The 19,147-nt window shown below is 73.0% G+C and carries 13 protein-coding genes; 7 read left to right on the forward strand and 6 right to left on the reverse strand.

Annotation, left to right across the window (positions count from 1 at the left end):
* Positions 1-167 precede the first annotated feature (167 nt).
* Together ACZ6TV_RS48440 and ACZ6TV_RS48445 are read left to right on the forward strand one after the other, a co-directional pair.
* Positions 168-2,099, forward strand: coding sequence for a discoidin domain-containing protein (locus ACZ6TV_RS48440; RefSeq protein WP_465307237.1), 1,932 nt, complete (start codon positions 168-170; stop codon positions 2,097-2,099).
* Between the two features lie 59 nt (positions 2,100-2,158).
* Entirely contained in the window at positions 2,159-4,060 is a 1,902-nt protein-coding gene (locus ACZ6TV_RS48445) for an RICIN domain-containing protein (RefSeq protein ID WP_465307239.1), read from the forward strand.
* On the opposite strand, the gene ACZ6TV_RS48450 is transcribed toward ACZ6TV_RS48445, so the two are convergent.
* Together ACZ6TV_RS48450 and ACZ6TV_RS48455 are read right to left on the reverse strand one after the other, a co-directional pair.
* A complete protein-coding gene (locus ACZ6TV_RS48450; RefSeq protein ID WP_465307241.1) occupies positions 4,051-4,815 on the reverse strand; it encodes a response regulator in 765 nt (254 codons plus the stop codon). The two genes, ACZ6TV_RS48445 and ACZ6TV_RS48450, sit on opposite strands and share 10 nt — an antisense overlap.
* Complete coding sequence (locus ACZ6TV_RS48455; protein ID WP_465307243.1) at positions 4,812-5,576, reverse strand: sensor histidine kinase; 765 nt, start codon at positions 5,574-5,576, stop codon at positions 4,812-4,814. Before ACZ6TV_RS48455 ends, ACZ6TV_RS48450 begins: the two co-directional genes overlap by 4 nt.
* A 99-nt stretch (positions 5,577-5,675) precedes the next feature.
* Between ACZ6TV_RS48455 and ACZ6TV_RS48460 the strand changes: the two genes are divergently transcribed.
* Both ACZ6TV_RS48460 and ACZ6TV_RS48465 read left to right on the forward strand, forming a co-directional pair.
* Positions 5,676-6,392 (forward strand): ABC transporter ATP-binding protein, encoded by a 717-nt coding sequence (locus ACZ6TV_RS48460; protein WP_465307245.1) that lies wholly within the window; start codon positions 5,676-5,678, stop codon positions 6,390-6,392.
* Positions 6,389-8,698: an ABC transporter permease gene (locus ACZ6TV_RS48465; RefSeq protein ID WP_465307247.1), complete on the forward strand. Its 2,310-nt coding sequence runs from the start codon at positions 6,389-6,391 to the stop codon at positions 8,696-8,698. The genes ACZ6TV_RS48460 and ACZ6TV_RS48465 overlap by 4 nt, the downstream gene beginning before the upstream one ends.
* Before the next feature lie 9 nt (positions 8,699-8,707).
* Here ACZ6TV_RS48465 and ACZ6TV_RS48470 read toward each other — a convergent pair whose 3' ends face one another.
* The 3 genes from ACZ6TV_RS48470 to ACZ6TV_RS48480 all read right to left on the reverse strand — a co-directional run bounded on the left by ACZ6TV_RS48470 (position 8,708) and on the right by ACZ6TV_RS48480 (position 11,592).
* Positions 8,708-9,853, reverse strand: a complete 1,146-nt coding sequence (locus tag ACZ6TV_RS48470; protein WP_465307249.1) for an NAD(P)/FAD-dependent oxidoreductase — start codon at positions 9,851-9,853, stop codon at positions 8,708-8,710.
* A gap of 499 nt (positions 9,854-10,352) precedes the next feature.
* On the reverse strand, positions 10,353-11,225 hold the full coding sequence (gene sigJ, locus ACZ6TV_RS48475; protein ID WP_465307251.1) for an RNA polymerase sigma factor SigJ: 873 nt from the start codon (positions 11,223-11,225) through the stop codon (positions 10,353-10,355).
* A 4-nt stretch (positions 11,226-11,229) separates the two neighbouring features.
* Positions 11,230-11,592, reverse strand: coding sequence for a VOC family protein (locus tag ACZ6TV_RS48480; protein WP_465307253.1), 363 nt, complete (start codon positions 11,590-11,592; stop codon positions 11,230-11,232).
* A gap of 122 nt (positions 11,593-11,714) precedes the next feature.
* Between ACZ6TV_RS48480 and ACZ6TV_RS48485 the strand changes: the two genes are divergently transcribed.
* Together ACZ6TV_RS48485 and ACZ6TV_RS48490 are read left to right on the forward strand one after the other, a co-directional pair.
* Positions 11,715-15,623, forward strand: a complete 3,909-nt coding sequence (locus ACZ6TV_RS48485; RefSeq protein WP_465307255.1) for a DUF4132 domain-containing protein — start codon at positions 11,715-11,717, stop codon at positions 15,621-15,623.
* Between the two features lie 64 nt (positions 15,624-15,687).
* On the forward strand, positions 15,688-16,173 hold the full coding sequence (locus tag ACZ6TV_RS48490) for an SRPBCC family protein (RefSeq protein WP_465307257.1): 486 nt from the start codon (positions 15,688-15,690) through the stop codon (positions 16,171-16,173).
* Here the strand turns inward: ACZ6TV_RS48490 and ACZ6TV_RS48495 are convergent.
* Entirely contained in the window at positions 16,138-18,057 is a 1,920-nt protein-coding gene (locus tag ACZ6TV_RS48495) for a GTP-binding protein (RefSeq protein WP_465307259.1), read from the reverse strand. The two genes, ACZ6TV_RS48490 and ACZ6TV_RS48495, sit on opposite strands and share 36 nt — an antisense overlap.
* A 211-nt stretch (positions 18,058-18,268) precedes the next feature.
* Here ACZ6TV_RS48495 and ACZ6TV_RS48500 point away from each other — a divergent pair, with 211 nt between their 5' ends.
* Positions 18,269-19,087, forward strand: coding sequence for a MerR family transcriptional regulator (locus tag ACZ6TV_RS48500; protein WP_465307261.1), 819 nt, complete (start codon positions 18,269-18,271; stop codon positions 19,085-19,087).
* Positions 19,088-19,147 lie beyond the last annotated feature (60 nt).

The following is a 19,147-nucleotide window of genomic DNA, read 5'->3' on the forward strand; positions in this document are numbered from 1 at the left end:
CATCCCGCCGTTACATCTGGCAGTCACCTTGCCGTTCCGCGGCCCGAGCCGATCGCGTCAGGCACCTGAAGTGCTCTTGACAATCGGTGAGGGCCGATGCTGTGCTGTCCTCCGCTTAGTTACATTCGTGTTTCATTTGTTACATGCGGAGTTCTGGGAGACGCGCGATGACACGACAGGTGTTACGGCTGGTGGCGGCCGGTGCCGCCGTCGCCATGGGGGTGGCAGGGCTGGCGGGGGCGACCACGGCGCAGGCCGGCGAGCCCGCCGCGACGGCCAGGGTGTGGGTGACGACCGTCGACGGGACCGAGCTCATGCACGAGCGGGCCCAGGTCCCGTTCGGCAAGCCGGTCGCGGGCAACCCCAACGTCACGATCACGGTGGATCCGAGCCGTGAGTACCAGAGCATGGACGGGTTCGGGGCGTCGATCACGGACTCCTCGGCCGCCGTGCTGTACCGGCTGAGCGCCGCCGAACGCGACAAGGCCATGCGCGCCCTGTTCGACCCGAAGCAGGGCGACGGCGTGAGCTTCCTGCGCCAGCCGATCGGCTCGTCGGACTTCACGGCCGCGAGCAGCCACTACTCGCTCGACGACGTGCCGGCCGGGCAGAAGGACTGGACGCTGTCGAAGTTCAGCATCGCCCACGACCAGCAGCAGATCCTGCCGCTGCTGCGCCGGGCGAAGCAGCTCAACCCGCAGCTGAAGATCATGGCGACGCCGTGGAGCCCGCCGGCGTGGATGAAGACCAACGGCTCGCTCGTCGGCGGCTCGCTCATCGACGACCCGAAGATCTACGCCGTGTACGCGGCGTACCTGACCCGCTTCGTCCTCGCGTACACCGCCGCCGGGGTGCCGGTCGACTACATCACCGTGCAGAACGAGCCGCAGAACGGCGGCGAGAACGGCTACCCGACCACGGCCATGCGGGTCGCGCAGGAAGCCAAGGTCATCGAGATCCTCGGCCCGCTGCTGCGGATCTTCAGCCCCCGCACGAAGATCATCGGCTACGACCACAACTGGGCCACGCACCCCAACGACGTGGTCAACGTCCCGCCGGGCCAGGACCCGGAGACGGACTACCCGTACCAGCTGCTGCGCGGCCCCGCCGGGAAGTGGCTGGCCGGCACCGCGTACCACTGCTACTACGGTGACCCGGCCGCGCAGACCGCGCTGCACGACGCCTTCCCCGGCAAGGGCATCTGGTTCACCGAGTGCTCCGGCTCGCACGGCGCCGGCGACACCCCGGCGCAGTTCTTCCGCGACACGCTGAAGTGGCACGCCCGTACCATCGCGATCGGGACCACCAGGAACTGGGCGAAGTCCGTCGTCAACTGGAACATCGCCCTGGACTCGACCGGCGGCCCGCACCTCGGCGGCTGCGACACCTGCACCGGCCTGATCACGACACAGCCGGACGGCACGTTCACCACCAACGCCGAGTACTACACGATCGGGCACCTGTCCCGCTTCGTGAAGCCCGGCGCGGTCCGCATCGCCAGCACCTCCTTCGGCACCACCGGATGGAACGGCCAGATCATGGACGTCGCCTTCCGCAACCCGGACGGCTCGACGGCGCTGGTCGTGCACAACGAGAACGACGACCCCCGGACGTTCACCGTCGCCGCCGGCGGCCGCACGTTCGACTACACGCTGCCCGGCGGCTCCCTGGCGACGTTCACCTGGCCCCGGAGCCGGGTGTTCGACGACGGGCTCAAGCTGCTGTCGCTCAAGGGCGCCACCGCCACGTCCCTGCCCGCGTCCGCCGACGCGAAGCTGGCCGTGGACGAGGACGCCTCGACCCGCTGGTCCGCCGGCCAGGCGCAGGAGCCCGGCCAGTACCTGCAGGTCGACCTGGGCGAGCAGGTCCGCTTCCGCCGCGTCGCGATCGACAGCGGCGGCAGCGTCGGCGACTACGCCCGCTCATGGCAGCTCTCCGTCAGCGACGACGGCAGCTCCTGGCGCGTCATCGCATCCGGTACGGGCACCGGCCAGCTCACCAACGTCGACGTGCAGTCCCGCGCCCGTCACCTGCGGGTGACGAACACGGGTCTCAGCGGCAGCTGGTGGAGCCTCGCCGACATCCGCCTGTACGCGTAGCCCGGCAGGCGGGGCCCGCCCGCCCCGCCTGCCTCTCTCAACCCCCAGAAGGGACCCGTATGTCCTCCAGGAAACGGCTCCTGGCCACCTGTGCCGCGGGCGCGCTGCTCGCCACCGGCACCGCCCTCGTGGTCACCCAGGCGTCGCCCGCCCTCGCCGCCACCAACGCCAGCGTCTGGCTCACCACGCCGGACCGCGCCAACCAGCTCACGAAGAAGGCCGACGTCGCCTTCGGCACCGCCGGCAGCGGGTCGACGATCACCGTCAACCCGAACACCAGCTACCAGTCGATGGTCGGCTTCGGCGCGTCGTTCACCGACTCGTCGGCCAACCTGATCTACAACTCCTCGGCCCGCAACAGCATCATGAACGCGCTGTTCAACACGAGCAGCGGGATCGGGCTGAGCTTCCTGCGCCAGCCGCTGGGCGCCTCGGACTTCTCGCTGAACTTCTACACGTACGACGACGGCGCCGCGGACCCGAACCTGGCCCGGTTCTCGATCGCGCACGACCAGGCGTACATCCTGCCGCTGCTGACCCAGGCGAAGTCGCTGAACCCGTCGCTGTCCACGATGGTCGTGCCGTGGAGCGCGCCGGCGTGGATGAAGACCAACAACAACCTCGTCGGCGGGTCGCTGAGCACCAACTACGAGGCGACGTTCGCCAACTACCTGGTCAAGTCGGTGCAGGCGTACCAGGCGGCGGGCGTGCCCGTGCAGTACCTCAGCATCCAGAACGAGCCGCAGTTCTCCCCGCCCGGCTACCCCGGCATGCTGATGTCCGCCTCGCAGCAGGCCGCGATCATCAACAACCTGGCGCCGAAGCTGTCCTCGGCCGGGCTGTCCACCAAGATCCTCGCCTGGGACCACAACTGGGACAACACGTCCTTCCCCCAGCAGGTCCTCGCGTCGACCGGCAACAACACCGCCGGCACCGCGTGGCACTGCTACGGCGGCGACCCCAGCGGGCAGAGCACGGTGCGCAACGCGTACCCGAACAAGGACATCTTCTTCACCGAGTGCTCCGGCATCGAGTCGGGCAACACGTTCGCCGACTCGCTGCTGTGGCAGGGCCGTAACCTCGCGATCGGCGCGACCCGCAACTGGGCGAAGACCGTGACGCTGTGGAACATGGCGCTCAACCCGAGCCACGGCCCGGTCATCGGCAGCTGCACCAACTGCATGGGCGTCGTCACCGTCAACGGCGGCAGCGTCACGTACAACGCCGAGTACTACGTCCTCGGGCACCTCGCGAAGTTCGTCAAGCCCGGCGCGGTCCGCATCGACTCGACGAACTACGGCCAGGGCGGCATCGAGAACGTCGCCTTCCGCAACCCCGACGGCTCGATCGTGCTCGTCGCGATCAACTCCGGCGGCGCGCAGAACTTCCAGGTGTCCTACGGCGGCTCGTCGTTCGGCTACAACCTGCCCGCCGGCTCCATGGCCACCTTCACGTGGCCCGGCGGCCCGGTCACCCCGACCAGCCAGCCCCCGACGTCGCAGCCGCCGGCGACCTCGATCGACCCCACCAAGTGGTACCAGGTGATCAACACCAACAGCGGCAAGTGCCTCGACGACGCGGGCTGGGGCACCGCCAACGGCACCGCCCTGCAGCAGTGGGCGTGCGGCACCGGCACCAACCAGCAGTGGCAGTTCCGGCCCACCAGCAACGGCTACTACCAGGTCGTGAACCGGTTCGCGCCGAACCTGGTCTGGGACGTCAACGGCGGCGCCGGCGCCACCAACGACGGCGCGCAGGTGCACCTGTGGGGCTACGGCGGCGGCACCAACCAGCAGTGGCTGCCGGCGTCGCTCGGCGGCGGCAACTACCGCTTCACCGCCCGGAACAGCGCCAAGTGCCTCGACGTCCGGGACGTCTCCACCGCCGACGGCGCGCTGCTGCAGCAGTGGGCGTGCACCGGCGGGGCGGCGCAGTCCTTCCGCCTGGTCGCTCAGGCATGATCCGGACCCGGGGGCCCGCCGCCAGGGCCCCCGGGTCGCACCAGCCCGGTCTCGTACGCCACGACGACGGCCTGGGCGCGGTCCCGTAGCGCGAGCTTGGTGAAGATCCTCGCGACGTGGGTCTTCACGGTCGCCTCGGCCAGGAACAGCGCGGCGGCGAGCTCGGCGTTGGACATGCCCCTCCCCATCAGGGTGAGGACCTCCCGCTCGCGCGGGGTCAGGCCGGAGAGCGCCGTCCCGGTCCTTGCCGCTTCGCTCCGGCCGGTCCGTGTCTCGCTCTGGCCGGTCCGTGTTTCGCCCTGGCCGGTTTGTGTCTCGCCCTGGCCGGTCTGGGTTTCGCCCTGGTTGGCGAACCGTTCGACCAGGCGTCGCGTGATCGACGGCGACAGGAGCGCGTCGCCGGTGCCGACGAGGCGGACCGCGTTGGCGAGGTGGTCGGCGGTCACGTCCTTGAGCAGGAAGCCGCTCGCCCCGATCCGCAGCGCCGCGTACACGTAACGGTCCAGGTCGAACGTCGTCAGCATCAGCACCCGGCACTCCGGACGGTGGTCCAGGATCTGCCGGGTCGCCTCCAGGCCGTCCATGCCGGGCATCCGGATGTCCATCAGCACGACGTCGGGCCGCAGCTCGGCGGCGGCCCGGACCGCCTCGGCGCCGTCGCCGGCCTCCCCGACGACGTCGATGCCGCGCGCGGTCAGGATCAGCCGGAACCCGGTCCGGATGAGCTCCTGGTCGTCCACCACGAGGACCCTCATCGCGGATCCAGGGGGATGCGGGCCCGGACCCGGTAGCCGCCGCCGAGGCGTTTGCGGGCGTCGAGGTCGCCGCCGTACACCGCGACCCTGGCCCGCAGCCCGGTGAGGCCGCGCCCGTCCCGGTCGACCGTCCTCACGCTCGGCCCGCTGTTGAGGACCTCGACCCGCAGCGACCGGTCGGCGTAGCGGACCATCACCTCGGCCCTGCCGCTGTCACCGTGCTTCAGCGCGTTCGTCAGGGCCTCCTGGATGATCCGGTACGCGGTCAGGTCGACCCCGGCCGGCAGCGGGCGCGGCTCGCCCGAGACGCGCACCTCGACCGGCAGCCCGGCGAACGCGATCCGGTCCACCAGCGCTGACAGCGCACCCAGACCCGGCTGCGGGGTCAGGGTGTCCTCGTCCTCCCCGGGCGCCAGCAGGCCCAGCAGGTGCCGCAGCTCGGTGAGCGCGCCGCGGCCCGCGTCCTCCACGGCCCGCATCGCCGTCGCGGCCTCGGCGGGCATCGTGTCCAACACCTCCCTGGCCGCGGTCGTCTGCACGACCATGACGCTCACCGAGTGGCTGACGATGTCGTGCAGCTCCCTGGCGATCCTGGCCCGCTCCGCGTCGACCGCGGTGCGGGCGGCGGCCTCCCGCTCGCGCTCCAGCAGCCAGCCGCGCTCGCCGAGCGCCGCCGCGAGCCTTTTCCTGGCCTGGAGGAGTGCTCTGAGCAAGGCGACGGCCGCGGCGCACGCACCCACCAGCGCGATGGTGGTCCACACCCGTCCACCATCGCAGATCGGCCTTCGCGACGCGTACATCCACAGGATGACTCCGGCGGACCGACGCGTCGCGGCGCCGGGCGCTCTAGGTTCATCGGCATGAGCGATGCTGAGCAGCGGGTCGTCGTCCGGCTGGACGGGGTCCGGAAGGAGTACGGCGACACGACCGCGCTCGACGGGGTGTCGCTGGAGATCCGGGCGGGCGAGGCGGTCGCCGTCATGGGCCCGTCCGGCTGCGGCAAGTCGACGCTGCTCAACATGATCGCCGGGCTGGACCGCCCGACCGGGGGCACCGTCGTCGTGCACGACGAGGACCTCGGCCGGCTCTCGGAGAAGGGCCTGGCGCTCTTCCGGCGCAAGCGCATCGGCATGATCTTCCAGTTCTTCAACCTGCTCGACGACCTGCCCTCGCTGGAGAACGTGGCGCTCGCCGCCCAGCTCACCGGGGTGTCCGCGGGTCAGGCCAGGCGGCGCGCCCTGGAGCTGCTCGACGAGCTCGGGATCGCCGACCGGCGCAACGCCTACCCGGCGGTGCTCAGCGGCGGGGAGCGGCAGCGCGTCGCGGTCGCCCGCGCGTTGATGAACCGTCCCGCGCTGCTGCTCGCCGACGAGCCGACCGGCGCCCTGGACAGCACCGCCGGCGAGCAGGTCATGGACCTGCTGCTCGACCTCAACCAGATCGGCCAGACGCTGCTGCTCGTGACCCACGACGAGCGGATGGCGCAGCGCTGCGCGAACCGGGTCGTGTCGCTCGCCGACGGCCGGGTCGACGGCTCCCGGTCGCTCGCCGACGGCGGCCTGGGACGGGCCCGGTGAGCGCGGTCTGGCGGGCCGCGCGGGCCGCCGTGCGCCGGCGCAGGCTGCAGACGTCCGTCATCGGGCTGGTCGTGCTGTTCTCCACCGCGACGATCGTGGTCGCGCTGCGGCTGCTGGACGCGTCGTCGGCGCCGTTCGAGCGGGTCTTCGCCGAGCAGGCCGGCCCGCACGTCACGGCCGTCTACGCGCCCGGCTCAGCACCGGTCGCCGCCGGCGCCGCCGCCTCCGCCGGGCCGTTCGAGCAGGCGCAGCTGACCGCGCCGCCGGACGTCGACCCGACCTATCTCGCCGGCCCGGTCACCGTCGTCGGCCGCGCCGACCCGGCCGGGCCCGTCGACCGCGTCAACCTGTGGGCGGGCCGCTGGGCGACCGCACCCGGCGAGGTCGTCGTCGCCGACCAGCCGCCACCGCCGGGCTTCCGCGGCCGCTCGGAGCTCGGCACCGTCATCCGCCTGCGCGACGCGCCGCCGCTCACGGTCGTCGGCTTCGCCTACAGCGTCGGCCAGACCGCCGACCTGTGGGTCGCCCCGGCCCAGATGGCGGCGCTGCACCCGACCGCCGTGCAGATGCTGTACCGGCTGCCGGGCGACCCCGGCGAGCGGGCCGTCACGACCTTCACCGCCGGCCTGCCGCGGACCGGCCTGCTCGCGGCCACCGACTACCTGGTGATCAAGGAGGCGGTCGCGGCCGGCCCCGGCGCCTACGTGCCGTTCCTGGTCGTCTTCGGGCTGCTCGGGCTGCTCGTCGCGGTCCTCGTCGTGGCCAACGTCGTCACCGGGGCGGTCGTTTCCGGGTACCGCCACATCGGCGTCCTCAAGGCCATCGGCTTCACCCCCGTCCAGGTCGTCGGGGTCTACCTGACGATGGTGTCGGTCCCGGCGCTCGCCGGCGGCGTCCTCGGCGCGGCCGCCGGCGAGTTCGCCTCCCGCCCGCTGCTGACCAGCGCGTTCATGGGCCTCGGCTTCAGCGGCGACGTCGGCGACGGGCTCGGCACCGGCCTCACCGCCCTCGTCGGGATCCTGGTCGTCGTCCTGCTCGCCGCGCTGCTCCCGGCGCTGCGCGCCCGCAGCCTGGCGGCCGCCGAGGCGATCAGCGCGGGCAGCGCCCCCCGCGGCGGCCGGGGCCTGCGGGCGCAGCGGTGGCTCAGCGGGGTCCGGCTGCCCCGCGCGGTGAGCCTCGGGCTGGGCCTGCCGTTCGCCCGCCCGGCCCGCACCGCCCTCACCGTCGCCGCGGTCGTGCTCGGCGTGACGACCGTGACGTTCGCGACCGGACTCACCACGTCCGTCTCGCTGTTCTCCGACATCGCCGACCGCAACGACACCGCGCCCGTCGCGGTCCGCCCCCTCAACCCGGCGTTCCAGCAGGGCGTGACGACCCGCACCGACGAGGAGGTCGAGCGGCTGCTGCGGGCACTGCCCGGCACCCGCCACGTGACCGCCGAGCTCGGCGTCGACTTCGCCGTCGCCGGCCAGACCCAGCCGATCCCCGTCGACTTCCTGCGCGGCGACCGCGACGAGATGGGCTTCCAGGCCGGCCTCGTCGAGGGCCGCTGGCTGCGGGCACCCGGCGAGGTGGTCGTGCCGTCCAGGCTCCTGCACGAACGCGGCATCAAGGTCGGCGACCGGCTCACCCTCGAGCTCGACGGCCGCCGCGCCGAGATCACCGTCGTCGGCGAGAGCATCAACGGCGGCCCCGGCAACCCGGCGCTCCTCACCGCCTGGGAGACGCTCCGGCTGATCGCGCCGGACCGCCCGATCGCCGGCCACGAGATCCTCTACGAGGTCTCCCTCACCCCCGGCACGACCATCCAGTCCTACCTCGCCTCGGTCCGCGCCGCCGACCCCGGCCTCAACGCCTGGGACAACTCGGGCGTCAACTCGTTCACGGTCGCCATGATCAGCCTGTCGACCGCGCTGTCGCTGATGCTCGGCACCGTCGCCGCCCTCAGCGTCTTCAACACCGTCGTCCTCAACGTCCGCGAACGCCGCCGCGACCTCGGCATGCTCAAGTCCATCGGGATGACCCCCCGCCAGGTCGTCGTCATGACCGTCACGTCGATGGCCGCCCTCGGCCTCGTCGGCGGCCTCGTCGGCGTCCCCGCGGGCATCGCCGCCCACCGCTTCGTCCTGCCGATGACCAGCGCCGCCGCGAAGGTCGACCTCCCCCGAGCGATGCTGAACGTCTGGCACCCGGCGACCCTGCTCGTCCTGACCTGCGCCGGCATCCTCATCGCCGTCCTCGGCGCCCTCGTCCCGGCCCGCGCCGCCGCCCGCCTCACCATCGCCGAGGTGCTGCACACGGAGTGAGCGTTTCGCCTATCCGCGGGACGACAGCGCCGCGGCTGGGACGGTGAGGTGCTTCGACAGCCGGTACGACGGCAGCGGGCTCCTCGTCACCAGCTCCTTGTAGACGACCGCCGCCCGCCCCTTGAGGAACCACCGGCGCGGGCTGTCGTCGGCGCGGGTGAACTGGATGACGGCGTCCTTGCGCCCGAGCGACACCGGCTGGTGGATGTAGCCGAACCGGAACGGCTTCACCGCCTTGCCGGCAAGGGCCCGCGCGATGCTGTCCGCCGCGTACGCGCCGCTCGGGATGCCGCTCTGGCACGTGCCGTGGATCATGCCCCACGGCTGCCGGATCGCCGCCGCGTCCCCGATCGCGACCACGTCCGGGTGCGACACCGACCGCAGCGCCTGGTCGACGACGATCCTCCCGCGCCCGTCGACCTCCAGACCGGCATCGGCGGCGATCGGCGACCCGGTGGTGCCGGTGGTCCAGAGCGTCGCGTCGGCGCTCACCACCTCACCCCCGGCCAGCTCGACCCCGCCCGGCAGCACCTTCGTGACCTCGACCCCCGTGCGTACCTCGACGCCGAGCCGCCGCAACGCCCTGTCCAGGTGCGCCCGCGCTCCCGGCACCATCAACGGCCCCGGCACGTCCCGGCTGAGCAGCACGACCCGCGCCGCCGGATGCCGTTCGGCGATCTCGGCGGCGGCCTCGACGCCGGTGAGCCCGCCCCCGACCACGGCGACCGTGGCGCCGCCCTTCGCCGCGAGGACCCCCGCCAGCCGCCCCGCCGACTCGACGGAGTTCAACGTGCACGCGTGCACCGCCGCCCCCGGCACCGCCTCCGTGTCGGCGACGCTCCCGATCGCGAAGACCAGCGTGTCGTACCCGATGCCGCGCCCCCCGACGGTCACCTCCCGCCGCACCGGGTCGATCCGCTCGGCCCACCCCCGCACGAACTCGATCCCCGTGCCCCGCAACAACTCCGGAATCCGCACCTCGGCGAGCCCCTGCCCGGTGGCCGTCTGATGCATCCTCAACCGCTCGACGAACCGCTCCCCGGGATTGACCAGCGTCACCGCCACCCCGACCCCACCCCGCCGGGTCCGCCGGGCGACCCGAAGCGCCGCGATCATCCCGGTGTACCCGGCGCCCAGAACCACGATCCGGTGCATGACCGGCTCCTTCCCGCCGCGCGAGCCCCCTGTCAGGCCGCGTCACCCCCAGGACGAGCCACCCCCGCAGTCCGTGAGCCGCCCCGAACGTGACCCCGCTCACCCTGTGCGGCAGAGCCGTTCGGCCCCGTTCCCCGCCCACCTCTCCGGCGGTCCAGTGCCGGCTTATGCCTGTGGCGGTCCAGTCTCGGCTTATGCCTGCGGCGGTCCAGTCTCGGCTTATGCCTGCGGCGGTCCAGTCCCGGCTTACGCCTGCGGCGGTCCAGTCCCGGCTTACGCCTGCGGCGGTCCAGTCCCGGCTTACGCCTGCGGCGGTCCAGTTCTCGCTCACGCCGTCGGCCGGGACGCCCGACGTGCGGGCGGTCCCGTCTCCGCTCCACCCTTTCGGCAGAAACGCTTGCGCTGCGGGCAGTCCCGTCCCTGCTCACGGCGACCGTCGCCCGGACGGCGGCGTGCGGGTCGGCCGCCCGATGGGGTCCTCCTCAATCGGCCAGCGGCATCAGTCGGCCTGCGGCATCGGCGGGATGCCGGACAGCTTCTCCGGATTGCTGATCAGATGGATCGACCGGACCAGGCCGTCGACGAGGTGCAGGAACACCGCCACCGACGGCGCGCCGGCGGAATACACCACGATCGCCGGGCCGCCGTTGAGCTGCGCGAGGCCGATGCTCGGCGCCTCCGGCAACCGCCCGGCGAACGTGAGCAGCGCCTTCGCCACCAGCTCCAGGCCCGTGATGACCTTGCGCGGCGCGGGTGCCAGGCCGCCGCCGTCGCTGACGAGCTCGACGCCGGGTGCGAGGACCTCGACCAGCTTGCGCAGGTCGCCGCCGGCGCACGCGGCCAGGAACCGCTCGGTGACCTCGGCCCTCGTCGCCAGGTCCGTGTCATACCGGACGCGGTGCTCCTCCACGTGCGCCCGGGCCCGCACGGCGGTCTGCCGGACCGAGACCTCGCTGCGCCCGACGAACGAGGCGATCTCCGCATGCGAATACCCGAACGCCTCGCGCAGCACGAACACCGCCCGCTCCAGCGGCGTCAGCGACTCCAGCACCAGCAGCATCGCCGTGGAGACGGAGTCGGCGAGGGCCACCCGCTCCGCGACGTCGGGGCTGGTCAGCAGCGGCTCGGGCAGCCACGGCCCGACGTAGTGCTCCCGGCGCGCCTGGGCGCTGCGCAGCCGGTCGATCGCCAGCCGGGTCGTCACCCTCACCAGATAGGCCTCAGGGTTGTCGACCGTCGCCGGGTCGACGGTGCTCCACCGCAGCCACGCGTCCTGCACGACGTCCTCGACGTCGCCGACCCGGCCGAGCACCCGATAGGCGACGGCGTTGAGCCGCCCGCGATGCTCGTCGAACACGTCGGCCGCAGTCATGCGATCACTGTTGCAGGACCGACAGGATGTTGCCCGCCGGGTCGCGGAACCACGCGATCAGCGGCCCACCGGCGCGGTGGATGCCCTTGTCGTCGGTCGTCTCATACTGCTCGAACCGCACACCCCGCGCGGCCAGCTCGTCGACGGTGGCCTCGATGTCCTCGACCGGGAAGTTGAGCACGGTGAACGTCGCCGGCTCGTGGCCGGGCTTGGGGTAGATCAGCACGTCCTTGTCCCCGGCGAGACGCAGGTGCAGCATGCCGTGCTCCTCGTCGACCCTCAGGCCGAGCGTCTCACCATAGAACCGCTTGACGGCCGGGATGTCGCCGGCCGAGAACCCGCTGAACGCCTTCGAATCCGTGAGCATCGTGCCCTCCCGTTTCCTCGATGCCCTGTTCCTACCACGCGGGTACGACGCTTTCCGGCGGTGTCGGAAAGCGCCGATCAACGCCGCCGAGTTTTGTCGGTGGTCGTAGTTATGGTGGCGCGGTGACGACATGGACCGCGCCCCAGGCGTCTCCCGCCCCGCTCGACTGGACCCCGCCGCGGCAGCCGCTGGAGTGGCGCGACGGGGTCGCGGTCAGCACCTGGCTGCGGTCCGTCCTGCACCCGCGCCGCGGCGGGATCGCCACCGGCATCAGGCCGCTCGCGAGCGTGGAGGAGGCGTGGGCGGGCCTGCGCCGCGGCGTGTGGTCCGAGGACGCGGCGCTCCGCGGTCGTGGCATCGCTTCCAGGGTCTGGGAGCTCGTCACTTCGACCAGGGCGGAGGAGCGTGCCACTGGGCTGCGGCTGCTGGACCCCGCTCATCGCGTCGGTGCCGAGTCCGAGGACCGCGCACTGGTCGAGGCGTGCCGGGCGCGGTTCGAATATCTGTCCGGGCCCGCGCACGACTGGCTCGCCGACTTCCTCGTCGCCACGCACGGCCTGGTCGAGGGGTGCCGCAGGATCCTCGGCGGGTTGCACGTCGAGCTGCCCTATGTCGGCGTCGGCGTGTTCGGCCGGCTCCGTGAGCTGCTCGTCCTCGCCGACGAGCCGACCTATGCACAGGCGCGGGACGCGCTGCTGGAGGTCCGCGACCGCAAGGCGGCCGAGCACAGGGGCGGCCTCCGCGCGGACCTGTTCTGGGCCACGACGTTCCTGCTGCCGCTCGGCCCCGAAGCCGGTGAGGAGGAGCGCGCAGCGCATCGGGCCGCACTGCGGTACACGGGCAGGTTCGGAAACGTCGATGTCCACGCCTCCGGCCTCGCCGCCGGCGACCTCGGCACCCTGGAGAAGTTCCTGGGCGCCAACGACAGGGTCCGGTGGGAGTTCTTCGGCACGTCCGGTGGCCGCGTCCACCTCGCGAGCGTGCTGGACGTCGCCGGCGCCGCCGCGGGTCCCGTGCTGGCGGCGATGAAGCCGTCGTATCCGTTCGAGGACCACGCCCACCACAACGGGGTGTGGTGCAGCCTCCTCGCCCACATCGACGACGATGCCGCCCGTGAGGCGCTGCAGCGCGAACGGCGGGCCGGGCACCCGTGGGCGACCCTCGGCCCGCTGACCGACCCCGGCTCCTTCGAGCCGGCCCGTGACCCGTCGACCGAGACGACCGTCCCCGAAGGGGTGCCCTGCGACTACACGCCGCCCGCCGCAGCGCACCCCGTCGCGCTGCATCCGCCGGTGGAGGTCGAGCCCGCGCTGCGCTGGCGCGACGCCGAGCGGGAGGCGGCGGAGCGGCTCAGCGTCGCCGAGGAGACGGTGACGTGGGACGGCGTGCCGATCGGCCGGTGCGGCACCGCGCAGGTGACCGCGTGGCTGGAGCACCGCGAGCACTGGGCGCTGCCGACGACGCTGCCCATGCTCGCGCTAGCTCCACTGTGGACGCACGAGCGGCTCTTCGCGCTCGGCTTCGAGCAGCACCACTACTGGGTCCGGTCCGCCATGCCGCTGCTGCTCGTCCGGCACGGCGTCGGTCATGTCGCCCCGCTGCTCGCCGCGTTCGCCGACCCGCCGAGTGTGGAGGAGGCGCTGCAGGTCGCCCAGCCGGTCGGTCACGTCGCGCTCACCGCGCCGGTCGTGCGGGCGTTCGCCGGGAAGAAGCTGCGCCGCCTGGCCCGGTCCTGGCTGCTGCGCCACCCCCGGCACGCCGCCGCGGGCGCCGTCGCGCTGTGGTCGGCGACACCGAAGGACGCCGCCGTCGGCCGGGTCCTGCGCTATCTCGACGCGCAGGGCCACCGCCCGCTGCTGCTCGCGCAGGCGGGGGAGCGGGCCGCCGACCTCGTCACCCTCCTGGAGCAGGACCCGGTCACGACGGCGAAGCTGCCGAGGTATGTGACGGACACACCCCTGCCCCCGCTGATCGCCACCATCGGCGCTGACGGGCCGGGGCAGCCCCCGGGAGCGGATGCCGCGGTGGCCGGCCCGGCAGACGCCGCGGCGGCCGGCTCAGCGGGCGGCGCGGTGGCCGGCGCAGGTGCGGTCGAGCACCTGCTGGCCAGGCTCGCCGTCTGCAACGCCGACGAGGTGCACCCCGCGGTCCTCGCCGCCCGCGACACGTGGACGGAGCGGTCGCGGGCCGCGTTCGCGCTGGAGCTGTTCGAGCGGTGGCTCGCCGCCGGCGCGCCCGCCGCCGACGGCTGGTGCATGCAGGCCGTCGGGCTCATCGGCGACGACGCCGGCGCCCGCCGGCTCGCCTCCCTCGCCAAGCAGTGGCCCGGCCAGGGCGCGAGCGCCCGCGCGCAGGCCGCCCTCGACGCCCTGCGGCACCGCGGCACCGACGCCGCGCTCATCGAGCTCAACCTGCTCGCCGAGAAGTCCAGGTTCCCCGTGTTCAAGAGCGTCGCCGGCCAGCACATCGAGGCGATCGCCGACCTGCGCGGCCTCACCTCCGACGAGCTCGCCGACCGGCTCGTGCCGACCCTCGGCCTCGACGACGACGGCGACACGGTCGACACCGACGCCGGCACGTTCCGGATCGTCTTCGACCACCAGCTCCTGCCCGTCGTCCGCGACGCCGCCGGCCGCATCCACGCCGACCTGCCCAAACCGGCCCGGGGCGAGGACAAGCAGCGCCACAAGAAGGCCAAGGACCGCATCACCGCGCTGCGCAAGGAGACCCGCGCGTCGGCGTCGCTGCACGTGTCCAGGCTGGAGCGCGCCATGTGCACCGGCCGCCGCATCCCGGCCGCCGTGTTCGTCGACCGCTTCGCCACCCATCCGTGGATGAGCCACCTCGCCCGCCGCCTGGTCTGGGGCGTCTTCGCCGGTCCCGCCGACGCGTCCACCGCCCGTGTCGCGGGGGAGAGCACCGTCGCCGGCCCGCCGCCGGTCACTGCCGCGCGCATCGCCGAGGGCACCGCTGAAGTCGGCGCCGCCGCTCCCGCGTCGGTCAGCAATGTCCGCGTCGCCGTGGCCGGCCCGCCCGCCGTGGCCGGCCCGCCCGCCGTGGCCGGCCTGCCCGCCGTGGCCGGCCTGCCCGCCGTGGCCGGCCTGCCCGCCGTGGCCGGCGACCTCACTGCGACCCGTAACGTCGCCGTCGCCGGCACGCTTGCCGAGACCGACGACGTCGCCGAGATCAGTAACGTCGCCGCTGCCGCTCCCGCGCCCGTCAGCAATGTCCGCGTCGCCGTGGCCGGCAACTTCGTCGAAGCCGACACGTCGGCCGCGTCGGCGCCGGCCGCCGCCGGGCTGACTCCGGCCGCCGCAGAGGCGGTGCTGATCGCCGCCGAACCGGGGCCGGTCGCCAGCGTTCGCGTCGCTGCGGATGAGGAGGCCGCCGCCGGGTCAGGGCCGGTCGTCGGCGTTCGGGTCGCTGCGGATGCGGAGGCCGCCGCCGGGTCGGGGCCGGTCGTCGGCGTTCGGGTCGCTGCGGATGAGGCGGTCGTCGTCGAGCGGGTGCTGGTTGCCACGGTCCGGGTCGCTGAGGACGGGACGCTCGCCGACGTCGCGGACGAGCCCGTGGCCTTGCCGCCCGGTGCGACGGTCGGTGTCCTGCATCCGCTCGAGTTCCCCGAGGGCACGGTGGCCGCGTGGGCGGAGGTTTTCGCGGATTATGAGCTGCTCCAGCCGTTCGAGCAGCTCGGCCGGCCCGCGCACCGCATCACCGAGGAGGAGCGGTCGGCCAGGGTGATCGACCGGTTCGAGGGGCGGAAGGTGACGTATGCGGTGCTGCGCGGACTCGAGCGTCACGGCTGGACCCGCTGGTATGACGCGACCGTGCAGATGGCCAAGCCGATCGGGGGCGGCGTCCACGTGGTCCTCGACACCGACCCCGGCTGGCACGCGTCGGACACCGTCGACAGCGCGCCGCCGCAGACGGTCGCCGGCCTTGTGCTCGCCCGTGCCGGTGACCGCACCTTCGGCACGCTGCCGCCGGTCGTCTTCTCCGAGCTGATCCACGACCTGAGGGTGGTGACGTGACGAACCGCGGGCGGCGTACTGTCCGTGCCGGGCCGGTCGTCGGAGCGTGGATGGGTGGGCTGGGATGGCTGACGAGGTCGTCGAGCGGGTCACGGTCGCCGTCGGGCCCGAGGTGGTGTTCCGGGCGGTGGCAGACGTGCGGCGGATGGCGAGGTGGAGCCCCGAGTGCTTCGCCGCTTGGGTGCTGACGCGGTCGGAAGGGCTGCCGGGGCGGTTCGTCGGGTTCAACCGGCGCGGGGCGTATGTCTGGTTCACCACCTGCAGGGTCGTGGCCGCGGAGCCGGGCGCGGAGTTCGCGTTCGACGTGACGACGTTCGGGATGCCGGTCGCCAGGTGGGGGTTCCGGCTCGCGGAGGGCGCCGGCGGTGGCACGGAGGTCACGCAGTACTGGATCGACCAGCGTGTCCGGGGTGCCATGGTGCTCGGCAGGATCTTCACCGGCAAGGTGGCCGGCGCGCGGCCGGCGGCGAACCGGGACGGCATGCGGACCACCCTCGCCAGGCTGAAGCGGGAGCTAGAGGGCGGGGTCAGGGACGGCGACGCGGCGTGAGACCCACAGCAGGTACTCCTTGCGGTCGAGGGGGTTGTGGTCGGTGCGGGGGCGCGACGGTTGGGCGCCGCGGACCGGGCGGTGGTGGTCGAAGGCGTAGGTGAGCACGCCCTCGCCGTGGCTGATGCCGGGCAGCCGGCGTTCCAGGTCGCGGACCCGCACCGCCGGGATCGTGCCGGTCACCTCGAAGAACCGGCCTGCCTGCTGGGAGAGCGGCACGGCGCCGAGTTTGGCGAGGAGGGCGAGGGCGGCGCCGGTGGTGTCGGCGGGGATCTCCAGGTGGAAGCGGTGGACGGGCTCACACACGCGGGTGCCGGCGTCGCGCAGCGCGCGCATCAGGACCAGCGGGGTGAGTTTGCGGAAGTCGGCGGCGGTACTGCCGGGAGGCTGGTAACCGGACGCCGTCATCGTGACCTTCGCGCCGGTGACGGTCCAGCCGAGCAGGCCCTGGCGGAACGTGTCGCGGACGTACCCTTCCATCGCGGCCGAGAACTCGGTGGTTCTGTTGTAGACGTACATGGGCATCGACTCGACCGGGACGTCCAGCGCGAACGAGAACGTGTCGGCCGGCTCGACCCGCAGGCCGACGGTGGCGAGGAACGGGTTGCCCGGCTCGCCGAGCAGCTCGACGGCCTCGCCGGTGCCGGTCACGCGCTCGACGTAGACGGTCGTCGACTCCTGGAACGACACCGGGATGCCGTAGTCGTCCGCGAGCGTCGCCTCGATGACCTCCTTCTGCACCTCGCCGTAGAGGGAGACCGACAGCGCGGAGGGCAGCACCCGCAGGTCGATCAGCGGGTCCTGCTCGGCGAGCTGCGCCAGCGCCGTGTGCAGCCGCGGCCGGTCCCGCGGGTCCCGCGGCACGACAACCGTCTCCAAGGTCGGCGGCGCGAACAACTGCGGCTGCGCGCCGTCCGGGGACGGTGAGCAGCCCAGCGTGTCGCCGATCCGGACCGTCTTCAGCCCCCACAGCTTCCCGATCGACCCGGCCGGGACCGTCCTGCCGCCCGAGGGGACGTCGATCGCCGTCACCTTGCCCTGCGTGAGCTGGTCGCGGACCCGCAGCGTGCCGGAGAAGACCCGGGCGTAGGCGATCTTCTCGCCGGCCGGGCCGCGCTCGACCTTGAACACCGTCGCCGACAGCGGGCCGTCCGGGTCGCCGCCGGCCGGGGGCAGGACCGTGGCCAGGCCGTCGACGAGCGCGTCGAGGCCGGCACCGGTCACGGCCGAACCGAAATACACGGGGTGCACCAGCCCCGCGGCCGTCTGCGTGGCCAGCGCGGGCCGCAGCGGTACACCCGCCGCGTCATGAACGAAGGCGGCCATGAGCGTCTCGTCGTGCTCGGCCAGGGCCTCGGCGAGCCGGTCGGTGCCGGGCTCGAACGCCGCGGACGCCGTGCCCAGACCGGTCGGGCGGCCCATCGGCGCGAGCGCGGGCGTCAGCTTGGCCGCGAGGTCGGCGAGGAGGTCCTCGTGCCGCGCGCCGCGCCGGTCGATCTTGTTGACGAAGATCAGCGTCGGTACGCGCAGCCGCCGCAGGGTGCGCATCAGGATCCGGGTCTGCGCCTGCACGCCCTCGACGGCCGAGACGACGAGGACGGCGCCGTCCAGGACCCGCAGCGCGCGCTCCACCTCGGCGATGAAGTCCGGGTGCCCGGGCGTGTCGATCAGGTTGACGGTGACCCCGCCCACGGCGAACGACGCCACCGCGGACTTGATGGTGATGCCGCGCTGCCGTTCGAGGGCGAGCGAGTCGGTCTGGGTGCTGCCGTCGTCGACGCTGCCGATCCGGTCGATGACGCCGGCGCGGAACAGCAGCCGCTCGGTCAGGCTGGTCTTACCGGCGTCGACATGGGCGACGATGCCGAGGTTGAGGGTGGGCATGCAGGGTCAGGTCCTTCCCAGCGTCGATGACTCCCTTCCGGATGGACGTGATCCCTGTGCGCATGTCCGCTCCTCAAGTCGACGTGGGTTGCTTCCATACTGACCGAAGCGCCGGCCGGCCGCACCCGAGATACGCCGGCTTGACCTTGCCCCTTGGGCAAGCCCGACCCTGGGTCTCGCCGGGCGACCGCCCGGCCCGGAAGGAGCGCAGGTGGACGAGGAGCTGCTCACCATCGGATCGTTCGCACGGCGGTCGTGGCTCTCGCCGAAGGCGTTGCGGCTGTACGAACGGCAGGGCCTCCTGCTGCCCGCGGCCGTCGACGAGCACAACGGCTACCGCTGGTACCGCCCGGAGCAGCTGGAGACGGCCAGGCTGATCGCCAGGCTGCGCCGTCTCGAGATGCCCCTGGCGACCGTCGCCGCGATCGTCGCGGCCGGCGACCCGCGGACCCAGGCCGCCCTCATCGGCGAGTACTGGTCCGCCCAGGAGCACGCGACGGCCGTCCGCCGTGAGATCGCCGCCCATCTGCGCAGCCGGCTGCTCGACGATCGTGAGGGACTCAGCATGTACGAGGTGAAGGTCCGCGACGTGCCGGAACAGACGGTGCTGACCGAACAGCGGCACGTGAAGGCGCAGGACCTGCCGGCCTGGATCGACGAGGCCATCGGCCGCCTGCTCAAGGCCGCCGCCGGCCACGGGGACGGGGTCGTCGGCCCCTGTTTCATCATCTACCACGGCGAGGTCAACGAGGACAGCGACGGACCCGTCGAGATCTGCCTGCCCGTCAGCCCGACCGGCCCCGTCGACAGCGCGGTCCGGGTCGAGCCGGCACACCGCGAGGCGTACACCCGCATCACCAAGGCGCAGGTCGGCTACCCGCAGATCCTGTCCGCCTTCGACGCGGTCGGCCAGTGGGTCGCCGGGCAGGGCCTGCCCGTCAGCACGTCGCCGCGCGAGGTGTACTTCGCGGACTTCGGCGCCGCCGGCCCGGCCGACGAGGTCTGCGACATCGCCTTCCCGCTCGACTGATCCGCTCCGAACGGGGGTGCCCGCCGTCCCACCGGTCGGCGGGCACGGGGCCATTCGGGG

This window comes from Dactylosporangium sp. NPDC051087, assembly GCF_055586325.1.